Source organism: Psychrobacter sp., from assembly GCF_049295055.1.
Lineage (GTDB): Bacteria > Pseudomonadota > Gammaproteobacteria > Pseudomonadales > Moraxellaceae > Psychrobacter.
In genome coordinates this window covers 1-22110 of sequence record NZ_JBAQQF010000057.1, presented here as the reverse complement: position 1 = coordinate 22110, position 22110 = coordinate 1, and the positions used below count along the sequence as shown (strand labels likewise).

Here is a 22110-nt window from a genome sequence, read left to right as displayed (position 1 = left end):
TTTCTTTAACCTTAACTGCAGGCATGAAGACTCCTCGATTAGGATGAGATATAAGGGCATTAGTTTGGCTGTATATTAGTGTTTAGCCGTAATATCTCAAGATTACTGGCATCAGCTCAAACTAGGAAAGTCTTGCGCAATAGCACAAGGGCGCTTATTTTAATAAAAAATAGCAGTAAAGTCAAAGACTTTAGCGTATCTATTTTTGAATATCAGCAAATAATAGCCATTTATAAGTAACTTAACCGTTTACGTTTAAATAGATAACTTCCTAAGCAGAAGTGTTAATATTTTTAATAATCTTTTAACGAATAATAAATAAATTTTGAATAAAACAGCTGTTTGGTAATAACGGCTTGTATAAAGTCTATGATATGATGAGTTTAATATACTGTTTGACAAGACAGCAAGAAGCTACAACGCTATTATACTGAGGAAGTTCTAATGAAAAGTGGCATGAAAAAAACAGCGGTAAATACAGCACTATGGACAACATTGGCGCTTACGATGGGTCTGAGTCTGAGTGCTTGTAGCAGCGAAAAAGAAGAAGCTGGCGCAGAGTCAGGTGAAGTTTTGGCAGTAGATCGAGTCGATGATGCAGCAGAGCTTGCTCGCAAAAACGGGCCTAAAGCAGAAGATATGAATTTTCCAGAAACAGCGCCAATGCCTGCTGCTGATGCCACAGCAGATGTTGCGATGAGCACTGAAGGAGGCGCAGTTGCTGCAGATGGTTCAGCAACCGATGCTACTGCAAGCCCAGAGTCAGGCGTTGCTAGCGCCGCTGACAATGTTAATACTGATGCTAATACTGCAGAGATGCCAGCTGCTGATACGGCTACTACTGAAGCTGAACCAATGACGAATTAATAGCAATCCATTAATCGGCATTGAGGTTTCTGGCTGATTGATATTTGTGACTAGTAATTTATTTATCATTAATAATTTATAGATGAGGGAATAACTATGACTATGAAACAACAGCCTATGAAGAAAAAATCAGCTGCTAAATTAGCGCTGTCTACCCTAAGTCTTAGTGCGTTGTTAGCACTTAGTGCGTGTAGTGGCGGTGATAATAAAGCGACGGATGAGCCTGCTGCTGTCACTGAAACTGAGACTGTGGTAGTAGAGCCTGAAACACCTGTTGCAGAACCTGAAGTGGTTACTCCTGAGCCTATGGTTGAGCCTGAGCCTGCTGAAGTGCCGGTAGTTGAAACCGAAGCTGCTGCTGAGCCTGTAGTATTAGCAGCTGACACTGGTGCTAAACTGTATGAAAAACAGTGCAAGGTCTGCCATGAAAATGGTTTATTGGCAGCACCGAAATTTGGCAATAAAACAGATTGGGCGCCACACCTTGTCAAAGACATAGAAACGCTACGTATGCATTCTGCGAAAGGCTTTAACAAAATGCCAGCGCAAGCTAACGCTGAAGTGAGCGAAGCTGAAGTTTATGCGGCCGTTGATTATATGGTAGCCGCTGTTAGCTAATAACAGGTAGCTAATATTAATTGTTGAAATTTGATAGAATAACCGCCATTGTACGCGAGCAGTGGCGGTTTTTTTATGACTGCTAAACTATCATTGTTTTTAAGCTCTAACATAAGCAAAAAATGAGTTGAGCAAATCAAAGTAATTGAGAAAATTACCGTAATTGAGTAAAGCAACGTAATAAAGGCACATACATGAAAGTATTGGGTTTAGAGACTTCTTGCGATGAGACCGGTCTGGCGATTTTCGATAGTGAGCAGATAAATAGCGAGAATAAAGGTCTGCTCGGGCAAGTACTGTATTCACAAATAGAGCTACACGCACTCTATGGTGGCGTGGTACCTGAGCTTGCAAGCCGCGACCATATTCGTAAGCTGGTGCCTTTATTCCATGAGCTATTGGAGCAGTGCGACATTACTAAAGATGACATTGATGCCATCGCTTATACTAAGGGTCCTGGGCTTATCGGCGCCTTGATGACGGGTGCATTATTTGGTCGTAGTTTGGCGTATGGTTTGGATATTCCGGCTATCGGTGTTCATCATATGGAAGGGCATTTATTGGCACCATTGATGGGAGCAAATCCACCCGCGTTTCCGTTTGTGTCGCTACTGGTTTCAGGTGGTCATACGTTGTTGATTGCCGCGCAGGGTATTGGTCAATATGAAATACTGGGCGAATCAATCGATGATGCAGCAGGCGAGTGCTTTGATAAAGCGGCAAAGATGCTGGGTTTAGAATATCCGGGTGGCCCTAATATCGCTAAATTGGCTGAAACGGGCAATCCGAACGCTTATAGCTTACCGCGTCCGATGTTGCATCGTGGTTTAGACTTTTCTTTTAGCGGTATGAAAACGGCTGTGCATAATTTGATTAAAGATACTGCTGGTTCAGGAGGCTCAGGGGGTTCAGGAAATAGCTCTGATAGCGACCCACAAGTCCGCGCTGATATAGCGGCAAGCTTTCAGCATGCGATGGTTGATACCTTAGTGAAGAAATGCGTCAAAGCGCTTAAACAAGTCAATATGAGCCGACTGGTGATTGCTGGCGGTGTCAGTGCTAACAGTCATTTACGTGAGACGTTAGAGACTGAGCTAGCGAAGATAAATGCGACTGTGCATTATGCGCCGCCAGCTTTATGTACTGATAATGGGGCGATGATTGCTTATGCTGGTTATGAGCGCTTGCAAGCGGGGCAGTCTGATGATTTGGCTGTCACTTGCGTGCCACGTTGGCCAATGACCGAATTGCCTGCGGTATAATTGCAAGAGGTATGGTTTTTTTGCTTATTAGAATAGTATTCATGAAGAGAACAAGGATTACATCATGCAATGGCTCGCTATCGGTTTAGGAGCAGCAATTGGCGCATGCTTGCGGGCATGGCTTGGGCGTTTTAATCCGCAGCACAGCTGGATTCCTCTAGGCACGCTAGGTGCTAACATCTTAGGTGGGCTACTGATAGGCGTTGCGCTGGTATGGTTTGAACGTATGGGTAGCAGTTTGTCCCCAAATGTCAGGATGTTTGTAGTGACTGGCTTTTTAGGTGGACTAACGACTTTTAGCACCTTTAGCGCTGAGACTTTTGCTTTAATTAATGATGGTCGCCTGTTATCAGGTTTGATTCTAATTGGTCTACATGTTGGGCTGACATTGTTAGCAACTGCTGTTGGCTTTTATTTGCTTAAGCTGGTTTTGTAGAAATAAAATTGTATATAGTTAGGGCGTGTTAATTGCTTAACACGCCTTAATGGTAAAAATTTTTAGTTACAGAGGTTTTACTATCCCTTCTAACAAACTGGCAAACCCCTGCATATAAGCCGTATCCTGACTAGATGTGCGCGTTGCGGCATATAGCTGACAATAAACGCCGTTACCCAATGGGCGTGACACCACCCAACCTTTTCTCTCGTATTCGGCAACCACCCAATCGGGTAGTGCTGCCACTCCGCGTTCGCTGGCCACTAACTGTATGAGCATAGCGGTCAGTTCAGTGGTTCTAATATTCTTAAAACTAACCTGCTCTGGGGTCATAAAATTCGCAATAATATCGAGGCGCTTAGCTTCTACTGGATAGGCAATCAAGGTTTGCTCAATCAAATCATTTGGGCGTATAAAATGCTGCTCCGCCAAATCATGAGTAGGCGACAGCACTAAACGGCTCTCATACTCAAATAAGGGCTGATAGCTAATGCCTTCTATCGGCAAATTGCTGGTCGTAATCAGCAAGTCTATATCACCTTCCATCAATAAATGATGCGGCTCAGGTTCAAAACCAGTAGCAAAATCCAGCTCAACATCAGACCATTCACGGCGATAATGATTAAGAATCGGCATCAACCAATCAAAGCAGCTGTGACATTCAGAAGCCAAACGCAATCTGCCTGCTTGACCGTGTGCTAAACGCTTTAAGTTGGCTTTGGTACGAGTGACTTGCGGCATAATACTGTCGGCAAGCGCCAATACTGTTTTGCCAGCTGGCGTAAAGGTCAGTGGGCGCGTTCGGCGATTAACCAAGCTGATATCGTAGTAATTCTCTAGCTCTTTTAACTGATGCGAGACCGCAGAAGCAGTGACATGCAGCTCATCGGCAGCAGCGGCCAATGAACCATGTGCCCGTAGCGCAGTTAGCGTATTAAGATGACGAAGCTCTAACATAAAATAATCTAACCACCGAAGTTAAAGGAATAAGAAATACTGAGTTTGATAAATGACTAAAAAACGCTCATTATTGTTTTGCCTAATTGTACGTTAAGAATATTTTTAAGGTAAAGGTAAAGGTTAACGTCGACGTAGCAATAACTGTGAGATTACCACCAAAATTAGTGAAGCGACTAGCAATATCGTACCAATCGCATTGACCTCAGGTTTTAGACCGACACGCACCATTGAATATATACGTAGCGGCAAAATCTCATAGCTAGGACCAGTGACAAAGGTAGACACTACCACATCATCTAGAGATAAGGTGAAAGCGAGCAACCAACCTGCCATCACTGCTGGGAAAATAACAGGAATCAATACCGTACGCACCATCATTGATTCACTAGCACCCAAGTCCCGTGCCGCTTCCATCAGGCGTTCATCCAAACTGCTTAATCTTGCAAAGACGGTAATGACCATAAATGGTAGGCAAAAAGTAATGTGTGCTAATAACAGCGATACAAAACCAAGCTGTAGCCCAATCAATAAAAATAGCGCCAGTAGCGATATTGCCAAGACAATCTCAGGCGACATCATCAGTACAAATAACAAGCCATTTAACAGACCTTTACCGCGAAAGTTATAGCGATGTAAGGCAAGCGCGGTCAGTGTACCAATAATCGTTGATACCGTGGCTGCAACCAAACCTAGGACGATAGAATGCCAAAAGGCATCTAGCATCGCCTGATTGTTAAGTAATGACTCATACCACTTTAAACTAAAGCCGCCCCAGTTATAACCGATTTTGGATTTATTAAACGACATGACCACCAAAACAAGAATGGGCAGATATAGCATGGTGTAAATCAGACCAAGGTAGCCTTTGGCAGCAATATTGCCAAACTTTATGGGAGTTTTGTTTTTTGACAGTTTATTATTTGGTGAACTATTCAGTGAACTATTCAGTGAACTATCAGACATTAGGCCACCTCATTAAAGTCAGTTTTACCGATACGGCGGCTACTGGCGCGGTAGGCAAGTAGTAATACTGCCATCGCCAGTGTCAATAAAACACTGGCTGCGGCACCAAACGGCCAATCACGTGCATCTAAAAACTGGTTTTTGATAATATTACCAACCAATAAGTTGCGTGAACCGCCTAAAATATCTGCCACATAAAACATACCCATTGCTGGTAATAAAACTAACAGCACCCCTGAAATAATCCCAGGCGTGGTCAATGGCAGCACTACATGCCAAAACGTTTGTTTTTTTGAGGCACCCAAATCCTGTGAGGCAAGCAACATATCATCGCGTAAGTCGCTAAAGACGGCATACAACGGCAGTACCATAAACGGAAAGAGTAAATAGGTTAAACCGGCAATTACTGCCCCTTGAGTGTATAAAATATCAATCGGGGTATCAATAATGCCTAACGCGAGTAAGAATTTATTGATCAAACCATTATTAGCAAATAATAATTTAAGCGCGTAAGTTCGTACCAAAGAGTTGGTCCAAAATGGCAATATGAGCATCATCATCAATAAGGGCTGCCAACGTTTACTCACTCGAGAGACAAACCAAGCAAAGGGGTAGCCGAATAATAAGCAAATGATCGTGGTGATTCCTGCCATCCATAATGAATGTACAAAAACGTCAAAGTAGAGCGGATCAATCATGCGTACGTAGCTGTCGATGCTGACAGGGAGGCTAATAAAAGCGGTGCTGTCGCGTGTTAAAAAGCTGACGGCAATCACCAGTATATTTGGTAATAGCGCGAAAATGAGTAACCAACCCCAAATCAGCCACAGCGTTGCGGTACGAAAAGGACTTTTATTGCTGACGCCAGTACGTGCCATTAGCTGACGTCCTTTTTACCAGATACATCGCCAGATAAATGGCCAGCTAAATTGGCAGATTGATGCTTCACCTCATTATCAAGTGTATTGTCTTCTGGCAAAACCCATTCCCAGCCATCAACCCATGACACTTTTACGCCCTCATTGAGCTTATAGTCGAAGCTTGGATCGTCCTCATCAAAGAATTCAGACGCTTTAATGATATGACCGTTATCTAGCTCAATAATTGAGTCTAAAGTGCTGCCTTTATAGTTGCTTTCTATCACATGGCCTAACAATCCGCTGTGCTCTTTATCATTCGGATCATAAATCCGTAAATCTTCAGGACGTAGCAATAAATTCACTATATCGCCGACTTGCACATCATTGGCAAAATCTGGTCGACGCAAATTGCGTACAGGGGTTGGACCATCTTGCGCTTGTGCCTCGCAGACCTCGACTTCGATACGTCCATTGGTCACGTGACCGTCACGATCGGGCTGCTCAGGATACACACCTTTGACCTCGGCCTTAAATAAATTGGTCTCACCGATAAATTTGGCCGTAAATAAATTGGCAGGGGTTTCATAAATCTCAATCGGGGTGCCGATTTGTTGAAACTTGCCGTCTTTCATCACCGCAATACGGTCTGACATTGAAAGGGCTTCTTCTTGATCGTGAGTGACAAAGACAAATGTAATACCCAACTCGCGTTGTAAGCGTTTAAGCTCCGATTGCATCTGCAAACGCAGCTTATGATCGAGCGCCGATAAAGGCTCATCGAGCAATAGTAATTTAGGACGATTGATCACTGCCCGTGCAATCGCAACACGCTGCTGCTGACCACCGGACAAATCCTGTGGTCTACGATTGGCTAAATGTTCTAGCTGCACCATCGCTAGCATCTCACGTACCCGCGTTTGAATCTCATCTTTAGGGACTTTTTTAAGCTTAAGACCGTAAGCCACATTTTGCGCCACCGTCATATGCGGGAATAAAGCATATTGCTGAAATACGGTATTGACCGGACGCTTATCCGCTGGTAGCCCTGCCATCTGTATACCGTCTAGGTAGATCGCCCCTGCATTTGGCTGCTCAAAACCGGCAATCAATCGCAGCAAGGTGGTTTTACCGCAGCCTGATGGACCAAGTAAGGTGATAAATTCACCGTGCTTAATATCAAGATTGATATCTTTTAGAACGTCAGTTTGATCATAGGTTTTTTTTAGACCAGTCAGTTGCAGCAACACCTTATCTGCATGAGTTGATGCAGGAATGTTAGGCGTGGGTAGATTTGATTCGGTCATAAGATTGGTTCCTAAAATACCAAAAGGCCATTATTAATATGAGCATTAGATACGCTAAGCAACATGATTCGGTATGGTATAAGCGATGAGTTTAGACGAGGTCTGGTCGTTAGGTATTATAACAAACCTTTAATATAAGTCAGTGCAAGTTCGTTATTAGTTGATTGGTTTATATCGCCATCCTAGTACAATTTCGCGTGCAACGCTTTTTTTACTTTTTACTGCGCTTATGCATACATTTTTCTTAATATATGTATATCTTTATAAGTCGTTTTTCTATGCTGATTTTACAATACTAAGCACGTTTGTTTATTATCGCCACAATGCAATCATTAACATTGGAAATATTGGCATTAAAATAAAATTTTTTACCATTTTAGTGCTTTTATTCCTATACAATAATTTTGTGTATGCTAAATAAAATGTTATTTGCACTCGTAAAAAACTTAGTTGAACCCTCGGCTAAATCGACTTAGAAAGCTCAGTGATATAGAACAAATTAGACTCTATTGGAAGGATGATTGTAGAGTCATTTATATTTTTAACTAAATAATAATCAAGGATTTCTTATGCCTAACGATACACGCCCAAAAACAGGTCAAGAAGCATTGGCGCTTCTCAAAGAAGGCAATGTACGCTACATAGATAGTTTGACCAATACCGATCCATGCATGCAAAAGCGCCCAGAATTGATTAGGGATCAAGACCCTTTAGCGATTATTTTGGGTTGTTCAGACGCACGAGTACCGGTTGAGATTGTGTTTGATCAGGGATTGGGCGACTTGTTTGTGATACGAGTGGCGGGCAACGTGGTTGCTCCTTCACAAATTGGTTCGGTTGAGTTTGCCGCCGAAAAGTTCGGTACTAAGCTGGTCGTGGTGCTTGGGCATTCACATTGTGGCGCTGTCACCGCTTGCGTAGAAGCGCTGATTAATCCTGAGCAAAACTATTCTCCTAACTTACAATCAATCGTTGATCGTATTCGCCCAAGCGTTTATAACTTGCATGAGCTTGCGACCGCTAACGGGCAGGATGTGGATGCTGATGAGCTGGTTGATCGCTCTATACGAGCCAATGTGCGCATGTCGGTCAGCCAATTAAAACATGGCTCGCGTGCCTTAGAAGACTTGACTAGCAGCGGTCAGCTGCTTGTCGTTGGTGCAGAGTATAATTTAGAGACAGGAAAGGTGCGGTTTTTAGATGCCTAGTAAATGTGAATAATTATGTATTTATTATAATTAATTGATGCGCGTCAAAAGCAAGACCGTAGCAACTGTTAAATATGAGAACAGCTTAAATATTGGAATAACTATGACTAATTCTGCTAATTTTAATAATGACCAATCATCATTAGCCCAACCTGAGAGCAGCGTAAAAGCTGAGGGTGTGCAACCTATCTCAGCTCAGACGACAGGCTATACTTTTAATCACACTATGTTGCGCGTAAAAGACCCTGCTAAATCACTGGCGTTTTATACGGGTGTTTTAGGAATGACCTTGCTGGCGCTAAAAAAATTCCCTGCGATGGGTTTTGATTTGTACTTTTTAGCCAAGCTTACTGAGAGCGAGCGTGAAAATTTGCCAGCAGGTGATGATTTAGAGATTTTTGCGTTTAGACAGCGTGGTATTTTAGAATTAACGCATAATTATGGCACTGAGACACAAGCGGACTTTAGCTATCATGATGGCAACCAAGAGCCACAAGGCTTTGGTCATATCTGCTTTAGCGTACCTAATCTTGATGAGGCAGTAGCTTGGTTTGATAAAAATAACGTCGAATTCAAAAAACGTCCAGAAGAGGGTAGTATGAAAAATATTGCTTTTATCAAAGACATCGACGGCTACTGGATTGAAATCGTACAAGCAGACTTGATGGCTTAATTGATTCATGAGTTAACGGCTTCATAAATTAAACATATAAAAAAGCCACCTTATCTTTTGATAAGGTGGCTTTTTTATATGTTTAGATAAATATTGCTTAGTCTTTTTCGACTTGAAAATCCGTATGGCAAGATTTACAGCTGTCACCAACAGGTTTAAAAGCTGGCATCACATCATCAATGCTGGTCGCTGTTTGTGCGGCAGCATCTAACTCAGCAGTGACTTTTTGAAAGTTCTCTGCTTCAGCGCGGAAACCATCAGCATTTGACCAGACCGCTTCTTTGGCATTACCAACCGCTTCGGCATCTTCAAAATGGCTCCAAGGATTAGCCGCTTCTTTAGCCAAAAATGCCGCTTGCTCTTTAAAAACTTCGGCATCAAAAGTATCAGGTGCTTTAGCCATGCCACCCATAACTTTCATGGAATCACCGAAGTTTTTCATGATGTCTTGACGTGCTTTGACGTCAGGGTTAGCGGGACTGCTACAAGCCGTTAGACCTAGAGCGGCTGCCATCAATGTGATACCGAAGATTGATTTCAATGATTTGCTCATTTGAACCTGTGCCATGTAAGTTACTCCTGTAAACTTGGCTAATAAAAAGGCGGCGTAGCATACGTATGCTCGTCACCTGATTGAATTGCTATTATTAAAATAAATTGCATTTAATATTTTTAATTTATCAACATTCTAAATGACAGTTTCGTACGGCTCTTAAAATACCGATCATCCTATATTAAACAGCAACAGGCTTAAGTAACATAGGTTGATAGCGTGAGTTTTTGTAAAGTAGATTAAATTAATTTATAAACTATTTCTAATCAATTATCTTCGTTAAGTTATAAATTACTATTTTTGGTGGTGTGTCAAAAAGTATGCTGATTAAAATTTGAACAATTTTTGAAGCCTTGAAAGCCCTATAGAATCAGAGAACTTAGCATAGATTTCTTATTGACTTTTATCGCCAGCATACTTTTTAGAACACCACCCTATTTTTTAACTATTTGATGCTTATTTTAAATAGTAATTTACTTAAAATAATAAAGGTCAGCATGGCTAGCTGACCTTCATAACAGCAATAATGACAATTTTATAGCGTTAAAATGCTTTAAACCATAAAAGCTTTTATATTAGAAATGATAAATATCTGTCAGTTATTATGCCAATTTTGACTATAAAGTCAACCAATCGCGCGGTTTTAGATAAAAGTCAATCAACTCAAACTCAGGCGATCCTTCGACAGGTTCAAAGCGATAATGCCAGCTGGCAAGTGGTGGCATACTGACTAAGATGGATTCGATACGTCCGTTGCTTTGTAAGCCAAACAATGTACCGCGGTCATAAACGAGATTATATTCGACATAGCGCCCACGGCGATATAGCTGAAATTCACGTTGTGCTTCGGTATAAGGCGCATTTTTACGCTGCTCAAAAATTGGCAGGATACCTTCAAGATAGCCATTACCGACGGCTTGCATGAATTTAAAACAGGTTTCAAAATCCCAGCCACGACTCTCAACGTTGACATCATCATAAAACAAGCCGCCAATACCGCGCTGCTCATCGCGATGACGTAGATGAAAATACTCATCACACCATTGCTTGAAGTCAGGATAGACGTTATCACCGAAAGGTGCGCAGAGATCATGACAAACTTGATGCCAATGAACGCAGTCAGCAAGTATTGGATAAAATGGGGTTAAATCAAAACCACCGCCAAACCACCAAATTGGATCTTCGCCTTCTGCTTCGGCAATAAACAAACGCACATTAGCATGGCTAGTAGGAACATTGGGATTTCTTGGGTGGACGACCAGCGATACGCCCATCGCTTGCGCTTTACGACCTGCAATATCAGGATGGCGGGCAGTTGCTGAAGCGGGCAAGTTACTGACATGGATATGGCTAAACATGACACCAGCTTTTTCAATTACCTGACCATCTGCTAATACACACGAGCGACCACCGCCGCCTTCAGGACGTTCCCAATCGTCGGGAACAAAGATGGCTGGTTTATTGTTATCAGTACTGCCGTCACGCTCTTGTGCCTCTAACGCTTGACAAATACGCGCTTGCAAATCTACCAGAAACTCACGCACGCGCATGATGTCGTTATTGCTCGGCGTCACTGCTGAAGCTGTTACTGAGGTATTTATATTATCTATATTTGCAGTATTCATAAAGTATCTAATTATTTACTATTTATTGAGGTGTAAGGCGGTATTGAATTCTTTATCAAACAGATGTCCCATGCGATCGCGCTTGGTCGCCAGATATTCAGCATTCATATCGTTAACCCCAACGACTATCGGCACTCTCTCAACGACATCTATTCCATGCTCAGTTAAGTAAGTAACTTTATCAGGATTATTGGTGATAAGGCGCACGGTATCGATGCCGACATGAGCAAGCATTGGTCCGCACATGTCATAAATGCGCGCGTCAGCCGGTAAGCCTAACATGAGGTTGGCATCTAAGGTATCGTGCCCCTGATCTTGCAGGGCATAAGCGCGAATCTTATTGGTCAGACCAATACCGCGCCCTTCTTGACGCAGATATAAAATAGCGCCACAGCCCGTTTTTTGTATCGCATCCATCGCCGTATTTAGCTGTGGACCACAATCACATTTTAAAGAGCTAAAAGCATCACCGGTCAAACACTCAGAATGAATACGTATCAGTGGGACAGGTCGCTCTGATAAGGTCGCATCTTTTTGATTTAATACAGCATCATGCGGCTGCGAAGTCTCAATAATACTCGTTTCATTGACCACAGACAAACCAACGGTGAGCATTACATGCTCTTGACCGTCATCGTTTTCAAAGATATGAATATCAAACTCGCCGTGACGAGTAGGCAGTTTGGCGCTAGTGATAAATTGATATGACATTAATGTCCTGCATAAGCCGATAATCGTGGCGGTATTTTAGTATGAGGTTTTTATAGAAACAGCATGCTGATGGTGTTGCTGAGGGTGTTTATAATAAAAACACACAAAGTTCACAGACGACGCACGATGATTAAAGCGACAATTAAAAATAAATGCTATTATGCCATACTATTTTGACGGATACAGTGACAAGTCTTAGCCCTTACATTACTATGTCGTCACTAACGTCCGATATGGCTGCAAAATAATAAGGCATAATAGCCCTTAAAACAGCTCTTAGCACGACAGCGTTAGCACTATTACTTTATATTAAATAGTGTATTTTTCGTTATCCGCAGCGATAAAAGCGGTATCAATAATTATATAGCCGATGACATCAATGACATTAGTGAGATTAATGATGCCATTGCTATTATTAACGCCACTTAGAATATAGTCATGGTTATAACCACAGGTATAACTATAGTTATATTCCAAGATCGCATCTTGTCAGCAGATTGGTAGGTATCGTAAGTTTTATGCAGCAGTCACCTCATTCCCCACAGCCTCAGTCATTATCTGCGTCAGCCATTGATTCCGCTGTACCGCTATCAAACCTGCAACAGACTTATGCAGTGATTCCACGTGAGCGTCCTCATACGCCACTGCTCGATACTGTGGATTCACCCGCTGATCTTAAAGGTTTTAGCACAGCTCAGCTGATTACCTTAGTAGATGAGTTACGGCTTTTTCTATTGTATTCAGCAGGTCAAAGCGGTGGTCATTTCGGGGCCAACTTAGGTGTGATTGAGTTGACTGTAGCGCTGCATTATTTATTGGATACCCCGCAAGATCAGATTGTTTGGGATGTGGGTCATCAAGCTTATGCTCATAAAGTACTGACCGGTCGCCGTGATCAGCTAGGAACTATACGTTCTAAATCAGGTTTGACCGCTTTTCCTGAACGTGCAGAATCTGTTTACGATACTTTTGGAGTTGGGCATTCATCGACTTCTATCTCAGCAGGTCTAGGCATGAGCCTAGCGCTACGCTATCAAGGCCGTGCGCAAACGGTTGCTTGTATTATTGGTGATGGGGCAATGACCGGCGGCATGGCTTTTGAAGCCATGAATGATGCCGTGCAACAAGATGCTGATTTGATAGTGATTTTAAACGACAATGATATGTCGATATCGTGTTCTATTGGTGGGTTTTCACGTCATTTAGCGGTGTTGTGGGAGTCAGGATATCAGGTTGATATCTCTGATACAGGCGAGCCGATATTATGTCAGCGCCCTGACATGCAAGCCTTTGACCGACGTAAGCGTCATAACGAGCTGCGCGATGTACCGCAACTAGAAGATAATCTATTTAAAGCCATTGGCTTTGCTTACTTTGGTCCTTTTGATGGCCATAATATTCCTGAGCTGCTGCGCGTATTATCGATTGCAAAGCAAGTAAAGGGTCCGGTTTTAGTGCATATTTATACCACGAAAGGTAAAGGCTTTGCGCCAGCTGAATTAGACCCAGTAGGCTATCATGCCATCAGCAGATTGCCTAGTGAGGATGATACTAAAGCGGTAGAAGAAAGTGTAATACCAAGTACACCTCTTTTAAAATACTCGCAGGTGTTTGGACAGTTCTTATGTGATAAAGCGGCAGATGACGATAAGCTACTCGCCATTACGCCAGCTATGGAAGAAGGGTCGGGCATGCTTGAGTTTGCTCGTCAATTCCCGCAGCGTTTTTTCGATGTGGCTATTGCTGAGCAACACGCAGTAACGCTGGCTGGCGGGATGGCAACCCAAGGCGTCAAACCAATCGTCGCGATTTATTCGACTTTCTTGCAGCGCGGTTATGACCAGCTTATTCACGATATCGCTTTACAAAACCTCGATGTGATGTTTGCGATTGATCGCGCAGGTTTAGTCGGTGAAGATGGCGCAACTCATGCTGGCGTCTTCGATTTTGCCTTTTTACGCTGCGTCCCTAATATGCTGATTGCGGCGCCAAAAGATGAAAACGAATGCTATCATTTGCTAAATACTTGTTATGAATATCAAGGATGTACAGCAGTGCGCTATCCACGCGGTGTGGGCACTGGAGCAGTAATTAGCCAACCCGCTCAAATTTATAATATCGGTGAGGCAGTTATAGAGTCGGTCCTTGGTAAAGATGATGCGCCAAATAAATTGGCTTTATTGGCGTTCGGTACTATGGTGGCAACGGCTGAGCAAGCAGCAGAGGTTATCACTTCTAGCCCCTCATTGGCGTCAAGTTGTCAGGTGCATGTCGTGAATATGCGCTGGGTCAAGCCTTTGGATACTCAGCTTTTAGAAAAGCTATTGGCACAAGGTATTACTCATATAGTGACTTTAGAAGAGCACATGATTATGGGTGGTGCTGGCAGTGCAGTAAATGAGTATTTACTGAACGAATCTATTGCCTTTAAAGTCAATCGTCCAGCCATCTATAATATCGGTATCCCTGATCGCTTTGTTGCACATGGTTCTCAAGCGCAACAAATGGCGGATTGCGGTTTAGATGTCGAGGGCGTAGTCCAGCAGCTTCATAAACTGTTGCCATAAATAATTGATACAGTTTTTATTTTAAAGAAATAACTTAAGCCAATTAACCCTAAGTTATAAAAATAATAAGTCACTTAAACAACTATAGCTCGTAAAAAATTGATAAAATAGCGTAGTAAAAAATAAAGTATGCATTTTTATGCCAAAACATCGCCTGCTTGCCGTAGGTGTAAATTATTTGACAACTTGAGCGGTGCGACTGATAGCAACCATAAATGATGGTTTGCTAAGCGGCTGTGTTTCTAAGTAGCAATGACATATTTTGAATACAGGTTTTGTAGGCCAAAAATGCAGGCTGGCTTTATTTTTCGTTGATTTTATAAGCAGTATTTATCTAATACGTAGTATGTATTTTAGAAGTGTTGTCTACTAATTAGTACATATTAAGCAATATTCATTCATCAAACAAGTAGGTTATTTATGGAACCCATGGTCGTCATCGCAGCGCGTACTGCTGAAAAAGTCGGTAAAGAGATTTTATACGCGCATCAAAATCGTCACAAAATCGAGCTAGATATCGAGTCAAAAGGACTTGATGGACTGGTTACCCGTATTGATCGTTTTAGTGAAGAGCTGACGATTGAGACATTAAAAACGAGCTATCCAAACCACTCGTATTTGGGTGAAGAGTTTGGTATGCAAGAAGGCCGCGGTGAAGATGCTGACTGGTGCTGGATTATTGATCCGCTAGATGGTACCAAAAACTTCGTTCATGGCGTGCCACAGTTTTGTGTTTCTATCGCAGTGCAGTATAAAGGCGTAACTGAACATGGCGTTATCTATGATCCAGTACGTGATGAGATGTTCTCTGCCAGCCGTGGTAAGGGCGCGCGTTTAAACCAGCGCCGTATCAACGTCAGCGAACGCAAAACGCTTGAAGGTGGTTTATTCACCACCGGTCATCCTCTTGAGCGTAAGCGTAATGGTGAAGTTATCTCTTATGCAAAAGAGCATTTCGAAAGCTTACAAAAAGTCTGTGAAGCCGGTGGTCAGATTCGCCGTTTAGGTTCAGCCGCGCTTGATTTGTGCTATGTAGCCGCTGGTCGTTTTGATGGCTATTTTGAGATGTCGATCAAGCCTTGGGATATTGCTGCTGGTGAGCTTATCGTCACCGAGGCACGCGGTGTGGTGGTTGATCATACAGGCGCGCATAACTCGATGACATCAGGCTCTATCTTTGCTTGTAATATCAAATTATTAAAACCTTTGATGCAAGTGGTTGTACCAGCGTGGGGCGACGCCGTATAGTCGCTCACGTTCAGATGTTTTAAAATACAGTAGAAAAAGCTGGTTCCGGTATGGAGCCAGCTTTTTTATTTTAACCTTACTTTTATGGCCACTTTTATCTTCAACCGTTATACCCTTAAACTCAAGCTCTTTACTGACACTTTCCAATAGCTGCAATTCTTCTTCTATCAAGATCAGCATATCTTGCACATGAGGTAAGGCTTTACTACAAGCGGTAATACCAAATTCAATCTTATCCAAATAGCTGGCAAGCGTGATATTCATTGCTTGACCGTTGAATACGATAGAGGCGGGGTATAAAGATTGCAGACGCGCGCCATTCCAATACAGCGGCTTTTCAGAGCCAGGGACATTGGAGATGATCAGGTTAAAGGCTTGTTTTTTAGGGAATAGACCGGTCGCCAAATTAATCCCCTCCCAAGCATAAGAAACCACACTGTAGTTGATGACTTGCGCTTGATTCATCCGCCGAAAGCGGCGCTTGCCATTGTTCATACTGCGATGAATGAGCTCAATTCTACTTAATGGGTTGTCTAGGTGCGTGCCTAAATTGGTCAGTACAAATGACAGCTGATTGCCCGCCACACTATTATCTGTACGTAAAGACATCGGTACAAAGGCGATAAGTGGTTTGCTAGGTAAAGCATCGATAGAGAGTAAGTAACGACGAATCGCGCCAGAGCATACGGCGAGAACCACATCATTTTTACTAATATTTAGTCGCTCGGCAATATCATTGAAGCGCTGGATATCATAAGATTGCGCGGCGATGCGCCGTGATGCTGAGATGCGTTTATTGAGTACACTCATTGGCGCGGCAAAGGTACTAACATAACTGTCATCGGCATAATTTTTTAGATTATCCAGCAGCTCTGTAAATACAGGTTTGATCGTAGACACTTGCTCTTTGAGGGTCCGTAACGCAGAGCGTTCTTTGGGTAAAATAGCATCGATTTGATTGCGATGGCGTGCCATTAAAGACCAAATTGGCAACGTGACTGGCTCGGTGGGCGATTGTGATAAGGATTTTTTGACCAGACGCATGGCAGCAATGCCATCAACCAAAGAATGATGAATCTTAAAATATAACGCAAAGCGTTCAGGGCTGCCTTCGCTTTCTGGTTGAATACCTTCAATAACATGACATTCCCACAAAGGCATCGCGCGGTCTAGCAGACGACCATGCTCTCTTGAGACATACATCAGCAGTTCACGTACGCGCGCAGGCTTGGGGAGAGCGATATGATGCAGGTGATGTTCTACATCAAAATGTTTGTCTTTTTTCCAAAATATCAGATGCTCAAGCACTTGGTTAAAAGGAAAGGTGGGCGGTACATCAGATTCTTGCATCTGTTTTACCAGCTGACAAACAAAATTGCTACCAGCATTTTCTGGTAATTCAAATAGAAATAGACCTCCAACATGCATGGGTTGTTTGCGCGACTCAAGAAGTAAGAACAACTGGTCGACTGCTGTGAGAAGTCGCATAATAAATCCTTTTATGACGATAGGTTAAATAAGAGCTAACAAATATGAAAACAGTATGTCAAAGCAAACAAGAACTACAGTTTCGCTATCTAAATCTTATTATTTTATAGTTGGTTGTTTATTAAATATATCGTAATTTCAAAATAAAGTACGTACGATTTTCACAGTATTTTGCTGGTATAGATTTTTCTCGCTTGCTGTGCACTTCGCCAGACAAAGGCTTTTAATAAAGGCTGCGAATAAAAGCTTCGGATAGAAGCTGCGAAAACCCCAACCCAGCAGTACTGTATTCTTCTTAATAAGCGCTATAAGCTAGAAAACTATTGAAAAAAGTATCCTGTCTGTGGTGAGCTGGCAATGGCCATTTTGCGCATCGGCATACGACCGGCTAAGAAGGCCTGACGTCCTGCCCAAACAGCATGCTTCATCGCTTGTGCCATCAGCACTGGATTTTGCGCATTGGCAATGGCTGAATTCATCAACACGCCATCACAGCCAAGTTCCATAGCAATCGCTGCATCAGAGGCCGTACCGACACCGGCATCAACCAATACTGGTACGTTAGCATTTTCAATAATCAGACTGAGCGTGTGGCGATTGAGCAGACCAAGACCAGAGCCAATCAAGCTACCCAATGGCATAATTGCCACGCAGCCCATGCTTTCAAGCTCTTGGGCGACGATAGGGTCGTCTGAGGTATAGACCATGACTTCAAAACCATCTTCAATCAATACTTTTGCTGCTTTCAAGGTTTCCATCACATTTGGGTACAAGGTTTTTTCGTCACCTAATACTTCAAGCTTAACCAGATTATGCCCACATAATAGCTCACGAGCAAGCTTGCAAGTACGAATCGCTGTTTCTGCGTCAAAACAGCCTGCTGTATTAGGTAAAATAGTGTATTTATCAGGTGAAATAACATCAAGTAGATTGGGCTCATCCCTATTCTGACCAATATTGGTGCGACGGATAGCGACCGTTACGATTTCTGCTGCTGAAGCGCTGATGGCGGCTCCAGTCTCAGTCATATCTTTATACTTACCCGTACCAACCAGCAATCGAGAAGAAAAAGTACGACTGCCCACAGTAAATGTATCTTGCGAAAGTGGCATCGTATTGGTAGTAGAAGTTGCAGCTTGTGACATAACGATAATCCTAATAGCGGGCGAGCAAAGATGACAAATCATCACTGGTATCAGTAATATAAATGGTCAAATTCAGGAAGTAGTTTCTGATAGAAGCCTATGATAACAGCGTTTAATCAGCAAAATAACAAATCAGATGAAAGCCTTGCTACTTGTGTAAAACAAAATGTTATTATAACAAACTCATACACGCTTACTGACAATCTTTACTCAGTTTAACGATTTAAGCAATCGACATTTTTTATCTTTTATGATGTTAATGCTTTGCTACGTTTTTTTAAATTTGTCATTCACTAGGTCGTCTTTATGATGCAACTGCCGTACAGTTTTGCAAAACGCCATCAGATCTTGGTGATTCTTGCTATTGACCCTGAGCTACCACCGACGTTGGTGCTGACCAAAGCCACACCATTGCCAGCAATTAATGAAGCGGTGCGGTTTTTACAGCAGCAGGGCATACGCGGCGTGCCAACTTATGAAAGTGTCAGCTCGGATGATTTTGAAAAACGTATGAATGCCGCTTATGCGGGCAACACAGGCGAATCACAGCATATCGCCGCTGGTCTCGAAGACCATCCTGACCTTGATAGCTTGGCAGATAGTGTCCCTGAAACTGAAGATTTAATGGATCAACAAGACGATGCGCCCATTATTCGTCTGATTAATGCCTTATTGTCCGAAGCAATCCGTCTAAACGCCTCAGATATTCATATTGAAACCTTTGAGAAGCGTTTGGTCGTACGCTTTCGCGTCGATGGTGAGCTCAAAGAAATTATCACGCCAAAACGTCAACTAGCACCGTTATTAGTATCGCGTATCAAGGTCATGGCTAAATTGGATATCGCTGAAAAGCGGGTACCGCAAGACGGTCGCATTAGTTTACGACTAGCAGGACGTGAGGTTGATGTGCGGGTATCGACATTACCATCAAGCTTTGGTGAGCGTGTGGTAATGCGCTTACTGGATAAGCAAGCGGGTCGCTTAAATATGACTTATTTAGGGCTATCTGATAATGATTATAGCGAGCTAAAACGCTTGATTCATCGCCCGCATGGCATTATTTTGGTGACAGGACCGACAGGCTCGGGTAAGACCACGACGCTTTATTCGGCATTGACTGATTTAAACGATCAAACCCGTAATATCTTGACTGCTGAAGATCCGATTGAGTTTCAGCTTGATGGTATTGGGCAGACGCAGGTCAATAATAAAGTCGATATGACCTTTGCCAAAAGTTTACGGGCGATGTTACGTCAAGATCCAGACGTGGTCATGGTTGGTGAAATTCGTGATTTAGAGACGGCGGAAATCGCTGTGCAAGCGTCCTTAACGGGACATTTGGTATTATCAACCCTGCATACCAATACTGCTATTGGTGCGGTTACGCGCTTGCAAGACATGGGCGTTGAGCCATTTTTATTATCATCGTCATTGATTGGCGTAGTCGCGCAGCGGTTAGTACGTACTTTGTGCACACACTGTCATAGTTGGCAGAAGGCTGATCCTGAACAAGCCAAATTGTTTACTGAAATTGGCATTGGTCCATTTTTAGAGAATGGTGCTGAAAGTAGTAATGAAAGTAGTGCGGAAAATAGTGATGAAAGAAATGCTGAAAATCTGGTAAATCAATCCATCAACCTACCCAGACCAGTCGGTTGCGATAAGTGTAATCAGTCAGGGTTCAAAGGGCGGACGGCAATATATGAAGTGGTGCCCGTTGATGATACCTTGCGTCGTATGATTCATAGTAATACAGCTGAGTACGAGCTAGAAGAGTATGCACGCCAGAAAACACCATCGATTCGTGCTGACGGTCTACGCAAGGTAATAGCGGGACGTACAACGTTAGAAGAAGTGCTACGAGTCACTAAAGAAAGCGCCCTATTGGAGGACGCTTTAATCGTTTAAATAAAAGTTTTAAAGTAAGATTGTTAGAGAGATTGTTATTTTGCAGCGATACATTCAACTTCAACGCTCGCACCTGCCGCTAGTTCTGCGACACCAAACGCTGAGCGCACTGGGTAGGGCTTTGCCAATTCAGCTTTATAGACTTTATTAAAGTCATCAAAATCGTCCATGTCGGTGAGCATCACCATACATTTGACGATATCTGATTTTTGATAACCGTATTTTAATAAGGTGGTATTGATATTAGCCAGTGCCTGTTTGGCTTCGGCTTTGACACCACCTTTGACCAGTTTGCCATCTTTAAAACCAATCTGACCAGACATGTATAACGTATCGCCGACACGTACGGCTTCTGAGAAAGGATAATTGCCGCCGTCACCCAAGAATACAGGGCTAGACTTGATGATAGTTGCTGGCGCCGCAGTCGCGCTAACAGTAAATCCTAATGCACAAGCGCCAACGAGGAGTGCTTGAGATAAAAAAGTAGGCACTATTTTGGCAGTCGTTTTGGACATCATTGTCTCCTTATTATAAATTTATAAATAACTACTATACGAAGTACGCGATAGAAATGCTTGTACATAGATAGCGCGCTTTTTTTACGTATTTTCTATACGTATTCTTAATTATTTGCTTGCAGCAGTCTCATCATCATTAGCCGCTGATTGACTGTCTTTTCCAGTTGCTTCTTCTGCTTTGCTATTAGCCTCAGTAACAGTATCAGACTCTACTGAACTTTCGCTAACTTTACCTAGACGGCGTGCTTCTAATTCAGATTTAGGTATCCAAGCCCACGTCATCTCGACTACGATTGGGTCGCGATCACTATCAGATTCACGGTCATGAATAACGCACGGAATAACCATCTCGCCTTTTGGTGTATTTAAGATATCTAAGCGCTGTTCATCAGATAAGCTCGCTACGGCAGCCATTTGTCCTTTTTTAATCGGACGATAAAAGTTCACCGAGTAAGACTTAATCAATAGCACACGATCAGACGGTAGATTTAAGCCTAAGATAAAGCCTGTCGCTGTCTCAGCAAGCAAGGTAATAGCAACCGCATGGATGGAGCCGATATGGTTTTGCACGGCTTTGCTATTGTTTAAGCTGACCACCACTTGGTTCGGCTCAACGGTCTCATAATAAATGCCCGTCGTGCCCACATAAGGCACTACTTTACCAAACGCTTTCGATAAAATACTCGAGCGCGCACCAGCAGGCAAGTATTTGGTGACTGATAACAGTTTGGTGAATTGATTGCTGATTGGTTTAAGCGTGCTATTTATTTTTTTGACTGGCGCTTTTGTGCTGTCAGATACTTTGACCGGCATTTTATTGCTCAGTTTGATAGGGAGTTTTTTTAATAATCCTGACATACAAAATTCCTCAATTGGATGGGTTGCACAACGCTAGTGACACGATCGTTAAAAAATATCATTTAATAGGTGAATAACCTAATGAGCTTTATCCTAGCAGTTATTTTAACTATGGTACATTAACTGATGGATCGCTACTATTATTAGCATGAACTACCACGCTTACAAAATAACAGTGACGTAACCGTATATTAGTCGATAGTAATAGCAGTGCTATAGTCAAAATATCCTAAAATCGCTACGGTATTGCTGATATCAATTTTTTGTCGCCTCTGTCTGCGCAGGCACAGCAAGCAAGGAAAATTGATATCAGCAGTGTGTGATGTATCGATATTACT

Annotated in this window: 21 protein-coding genes; 9 read left to right on the top strand and 12 right to left on the bottom strand. The window is 42.6% G+C overall.

Annotated elements, in window-relative coordinates; translation table 11 throughout:
* Positions 1-444 precede the first annotated feature (444 nt).
* The 4 genes from WAZ74_RS08955 (at position 445) to crcB (ending at position 3183) form a co-directional block, all read left to right on the top strand.
* A complete protein-coding gene (locus WAZ74_RS08955; RefSeq protein WP_422307955.1) occupies positions 445-867 on the top strand; it encodes a hypothetical protein in 423 nt (140 codons plus the stop codon).
* Between the two features lie 96 nt (positions 868-963).
* Positions 964-1485, top strand: a complete 522-nt coding sequence (locus WAZ74_RS08950) for a c-type cytochrome (RefSeq protein ID WP_422307954.1) — start codon at positions 964-966, stop codon at positions 1483-1485.
* A gap of 194 nt (positions 1486-1679) precedes the next feature.
* On the top strand, positions 1680-2747 hold the full coding sequence (gene tsaD, locus WAZ74_RS08945) for a tRNA (adenosine(37)-N6)-threonylcarbamoyltransferase complex transferase subunit TsaD (protein WP_422307953.1): 1068 nt from the start codon (positions 1680-1682) through the stop codon (positions 2745-2747).
* A 64-nt stretch (positions 2748-2811) separates the two neighbouring features.
* Positions 2812-3183, top strand: a complete 372-nt coding sequence (gene crcB / locus WAZ74_RS08940; protein ID WP_422307952.1) for a fluoride efflux transporter CrcB — start codon at positions 2812-2814, stop codon at positions 3181-3183.
* 66 nt (positions 3184-3249) lie between these two features.
* Here crcB and WAZ74_RS08935 read toward each other — a convergent pair whose 3' ends face one another.
* The 4 genes from WAZ74_RS08935 to potA form a co-directional block, all read right to left on the bottom strand.
* Positions 3250-4140 (bottom strand): LysR family transcriptional regulator, encoded by an 891-nt coding sequence (locus tag WAZ74_RS08935; protein WP_422307951.1) that lies wholly within the window; start codon positions 4138-4140, stop codon positions 3250-3252.
* Between the two features lie 123 nt (positions 4141-4263).
* Complete coding sequence (gene potC / locus WAZ74_RS08930) at positions 4264-5106, bottom strand: spermidine/putrescine ABC transporter permease PotC (protein ID WP_422307950.1); 843 nt, start codon at positions 5104-5106, stop codon at positions 4264-4266.
* Positions 5106-5984, bottom strand: a complete 879-nt coding sequence (potB, locus tag WAZ74_RS08925; protein ID WP_422307949.1) for a spermidine/putrescine ABC transporter permease PotB — start codon at positions 5982-5984, stop codon at positions 5106-5108. Before potB ends, potC begins: the two co-directional genes overlap by 1 nt.
* The gene (gene potA, locus WAZ74_RS08920) at positions 5984-7270 is read right to left on the bottom strand and encodes a spermidine/putrescine ABC transporter ATP-binding protein PotA (protein WP_422307948.1); all 1287 of its coding nucleotides are present in this window, start codon (positions 7268-7270) and stop codon (positions 5984-5986) included. Before potA ends, potB begins: the two co-directional genes overlap by 1 nt.
* A 569-nt stretch (positions 7271-7839) precedes the next feature.
* On the opposite strand from potA, the gene WAZ74_RS08915 reads away from it, so the two are divergent.
* Together WAZ74_RS08915 and gloA are read left to right on the top strand one after the other, a co-directional pair.
* Positions 7840-8478, top strand: coding sequence for a carbonic anhydrase (locus WAZ74_RS08915; RefSeq protein ID WP_422307947.1), 639 nt, complete (start codon positions 7840-7842; stop codon positions 8476-8478).
* A 103-nt stretch (positions 8479-8581) separates the two neighbouring features.
* Positions 8582-9151 carry a lactoylglutathione lyase gene (gene gloA, locus WAZ74_RS08910; RefSeq protein ID WP_422307946.1) on the top strand — a complete coding sequence of 190 codons (570 nt, stop codon included), beginning with the start codon at positions 8582-8584 and terminating at the stop codon, positions 9149-9151.
* Between the two features lie 97 nt (positions 9152-9248).
* On the opposite strand, the gene WAZ74_RS08905 is transcribed toward gloA, so the two are convergent.
* The 4 genes from WAZ74_RS08905 to WAZ74_RS08890 form a co-directional block, all read right to left on the bottom strand.
* On the bottom strand, positions 9249-9719 hold the full coding sequence (locus WAZ74_RS08905; RefSeq protein WP_422307945.1) for a c-type cytochrome: 471 nt from the start codon (positions 9717-9719) through the stop codon (positions 9249-9251).
* A 602-nt stretch (positions 9720-10321) separates the two neighbouring features.
* Positions 10322-11329 (bottom strand): oxygen-dependent coproporphyrinogen oxidase, encoded by a 1008-nt coding sequence (gene hemF, locus WAZ74_RS08900; RefSeq protein WP_422307944.1) that lies wholly within the window; start codon positions 11327-11329, stop codon positions 10322-10324.
* 18 nt (positions 11330-11347) lie between these two features.
* Positions 11348-12040 (bottom strand): GTP cyclohydrolase II, encoded by a 693-nt coding sequence (ribA, locus tag WAZ74_RS08895; protein WP_422307943.1) that lies wholly within the window; start codon positions 12038-12040, stop codon positions 11348-11350.
* A gap of 309 nt (positions 12041-12349) precedes the next feature.
* Positions 12350-12517 (bottom strand): hypothetical protein, encoded by a 168-nt coding sequence (locus tag WAZ74_RS08890; RefSeq protein WP_422307942.1) that lies wholly within the window; start codon positions 12515-12517, stop codon positions 12350-12352.
* A 41-nt stretch (positions 12518-12558) separates the two neighbouring features.
* Between WAZ74_RS08890 and dxs the strand changes: the two genes are divergently transcribed.
* Both dxs and WAZ74_RS08880 read left to right on the top strand, forming a co-directional pair.
* Complete coding sequence (dxs, locus tag WAZ74_RS08885) at positions 12559-14607, top strand: 1-deoxy-D-xylulose-5-phosphate synthase (protein WP_422307941.1); 2049 nt, start codon at positions 12559-12561, stop codon at positions 14605-14607.
* A 420-nt stretch (positions 14608-15027) separates the two neighbouring features.
* Positions 15028-15855: an inositol monophosphatase family protein gene (locus WAZ74_RS08880; RefSeq protein ID WP_422307940.1), complete on the top strand. Its 828-nt coding sequence runs from the start codon at positions 15028-15030 to the stop codon at positions 15853-15855.
* On the opposite strand, the gene WAZ74_RS08875 is transcribed toward WAZ74_RS08880, so the two are convergent.
* Complete coding sequence (locus tag WAZ74_RS08875; RefSeq protein ID WP_422307939.1) at positions 15805-17343, bottom strand: WS/DGAT/MGAT family O-acyltransferase; 1539 nt, start codon at positions 17341-17343, stop codon at positions 15805-15807. The genes WAZ74_RS08880 and WAZ74_RS08875 overlap by 51 nt on opposite strands.
* A gap of 320 nt (positions 17344-17663) precedes the next feature.
* Entirely contained in the window at positions 17664-18488 is an 825-nt protein-coding gene (locus WAZ74_RS08870) for a thiazole synthase (RefSeq protein WP_422307938.1), read from the bottom strand.
* Between the two features lie 306 nt (positions 18489-18794).
* Here WAZ74_RS08870 and WAZ74_RS08865 point away from each other — a divergent pair, with 306 nt between their 5' ends.
* Positions 18795-20396: a GspE/PulE family protein gene (locus tag WAZ74_RS08865; RefSeq protein WP_422307937.1), complete on the top strand. Its 1602-nt coding sequence runs from the start codon at positions 18795-18797 to the stop codon at positions 20394-20396.
* A 35-nt stretch (positions 20397-20431) separates the two neighbouring features.
* On the opposite strand, the gene WAZ74_RS08860 is transcribed toward WAZ74_RS08865, so the two are convergent.
* Positions 20432-20911, bottom strand: a complete 480-nt coding sequence (locus WAZ74_RS08860; RefSeq protein ID WP_422307936.1) for a RidA family protein — start codon at positions 20909-20911, stop codon at positions 20432-20434.
* A 111-nt stretch (positions 20912-21022) separates the two neighbouring features.
* Positions 21023-21772 (bottom strand): DUF4442 domain-containing protein, encoded by a 750-nt coding sequence (locus WAZ74_RS08855; RefSeq protein ID WP_422307935.1) that lies wholly within the window; start codon positions 21770-21772, stop codon positions 21023-21025.
* Positions 21773-22110 lie beyond the last annotated feature (338 nt).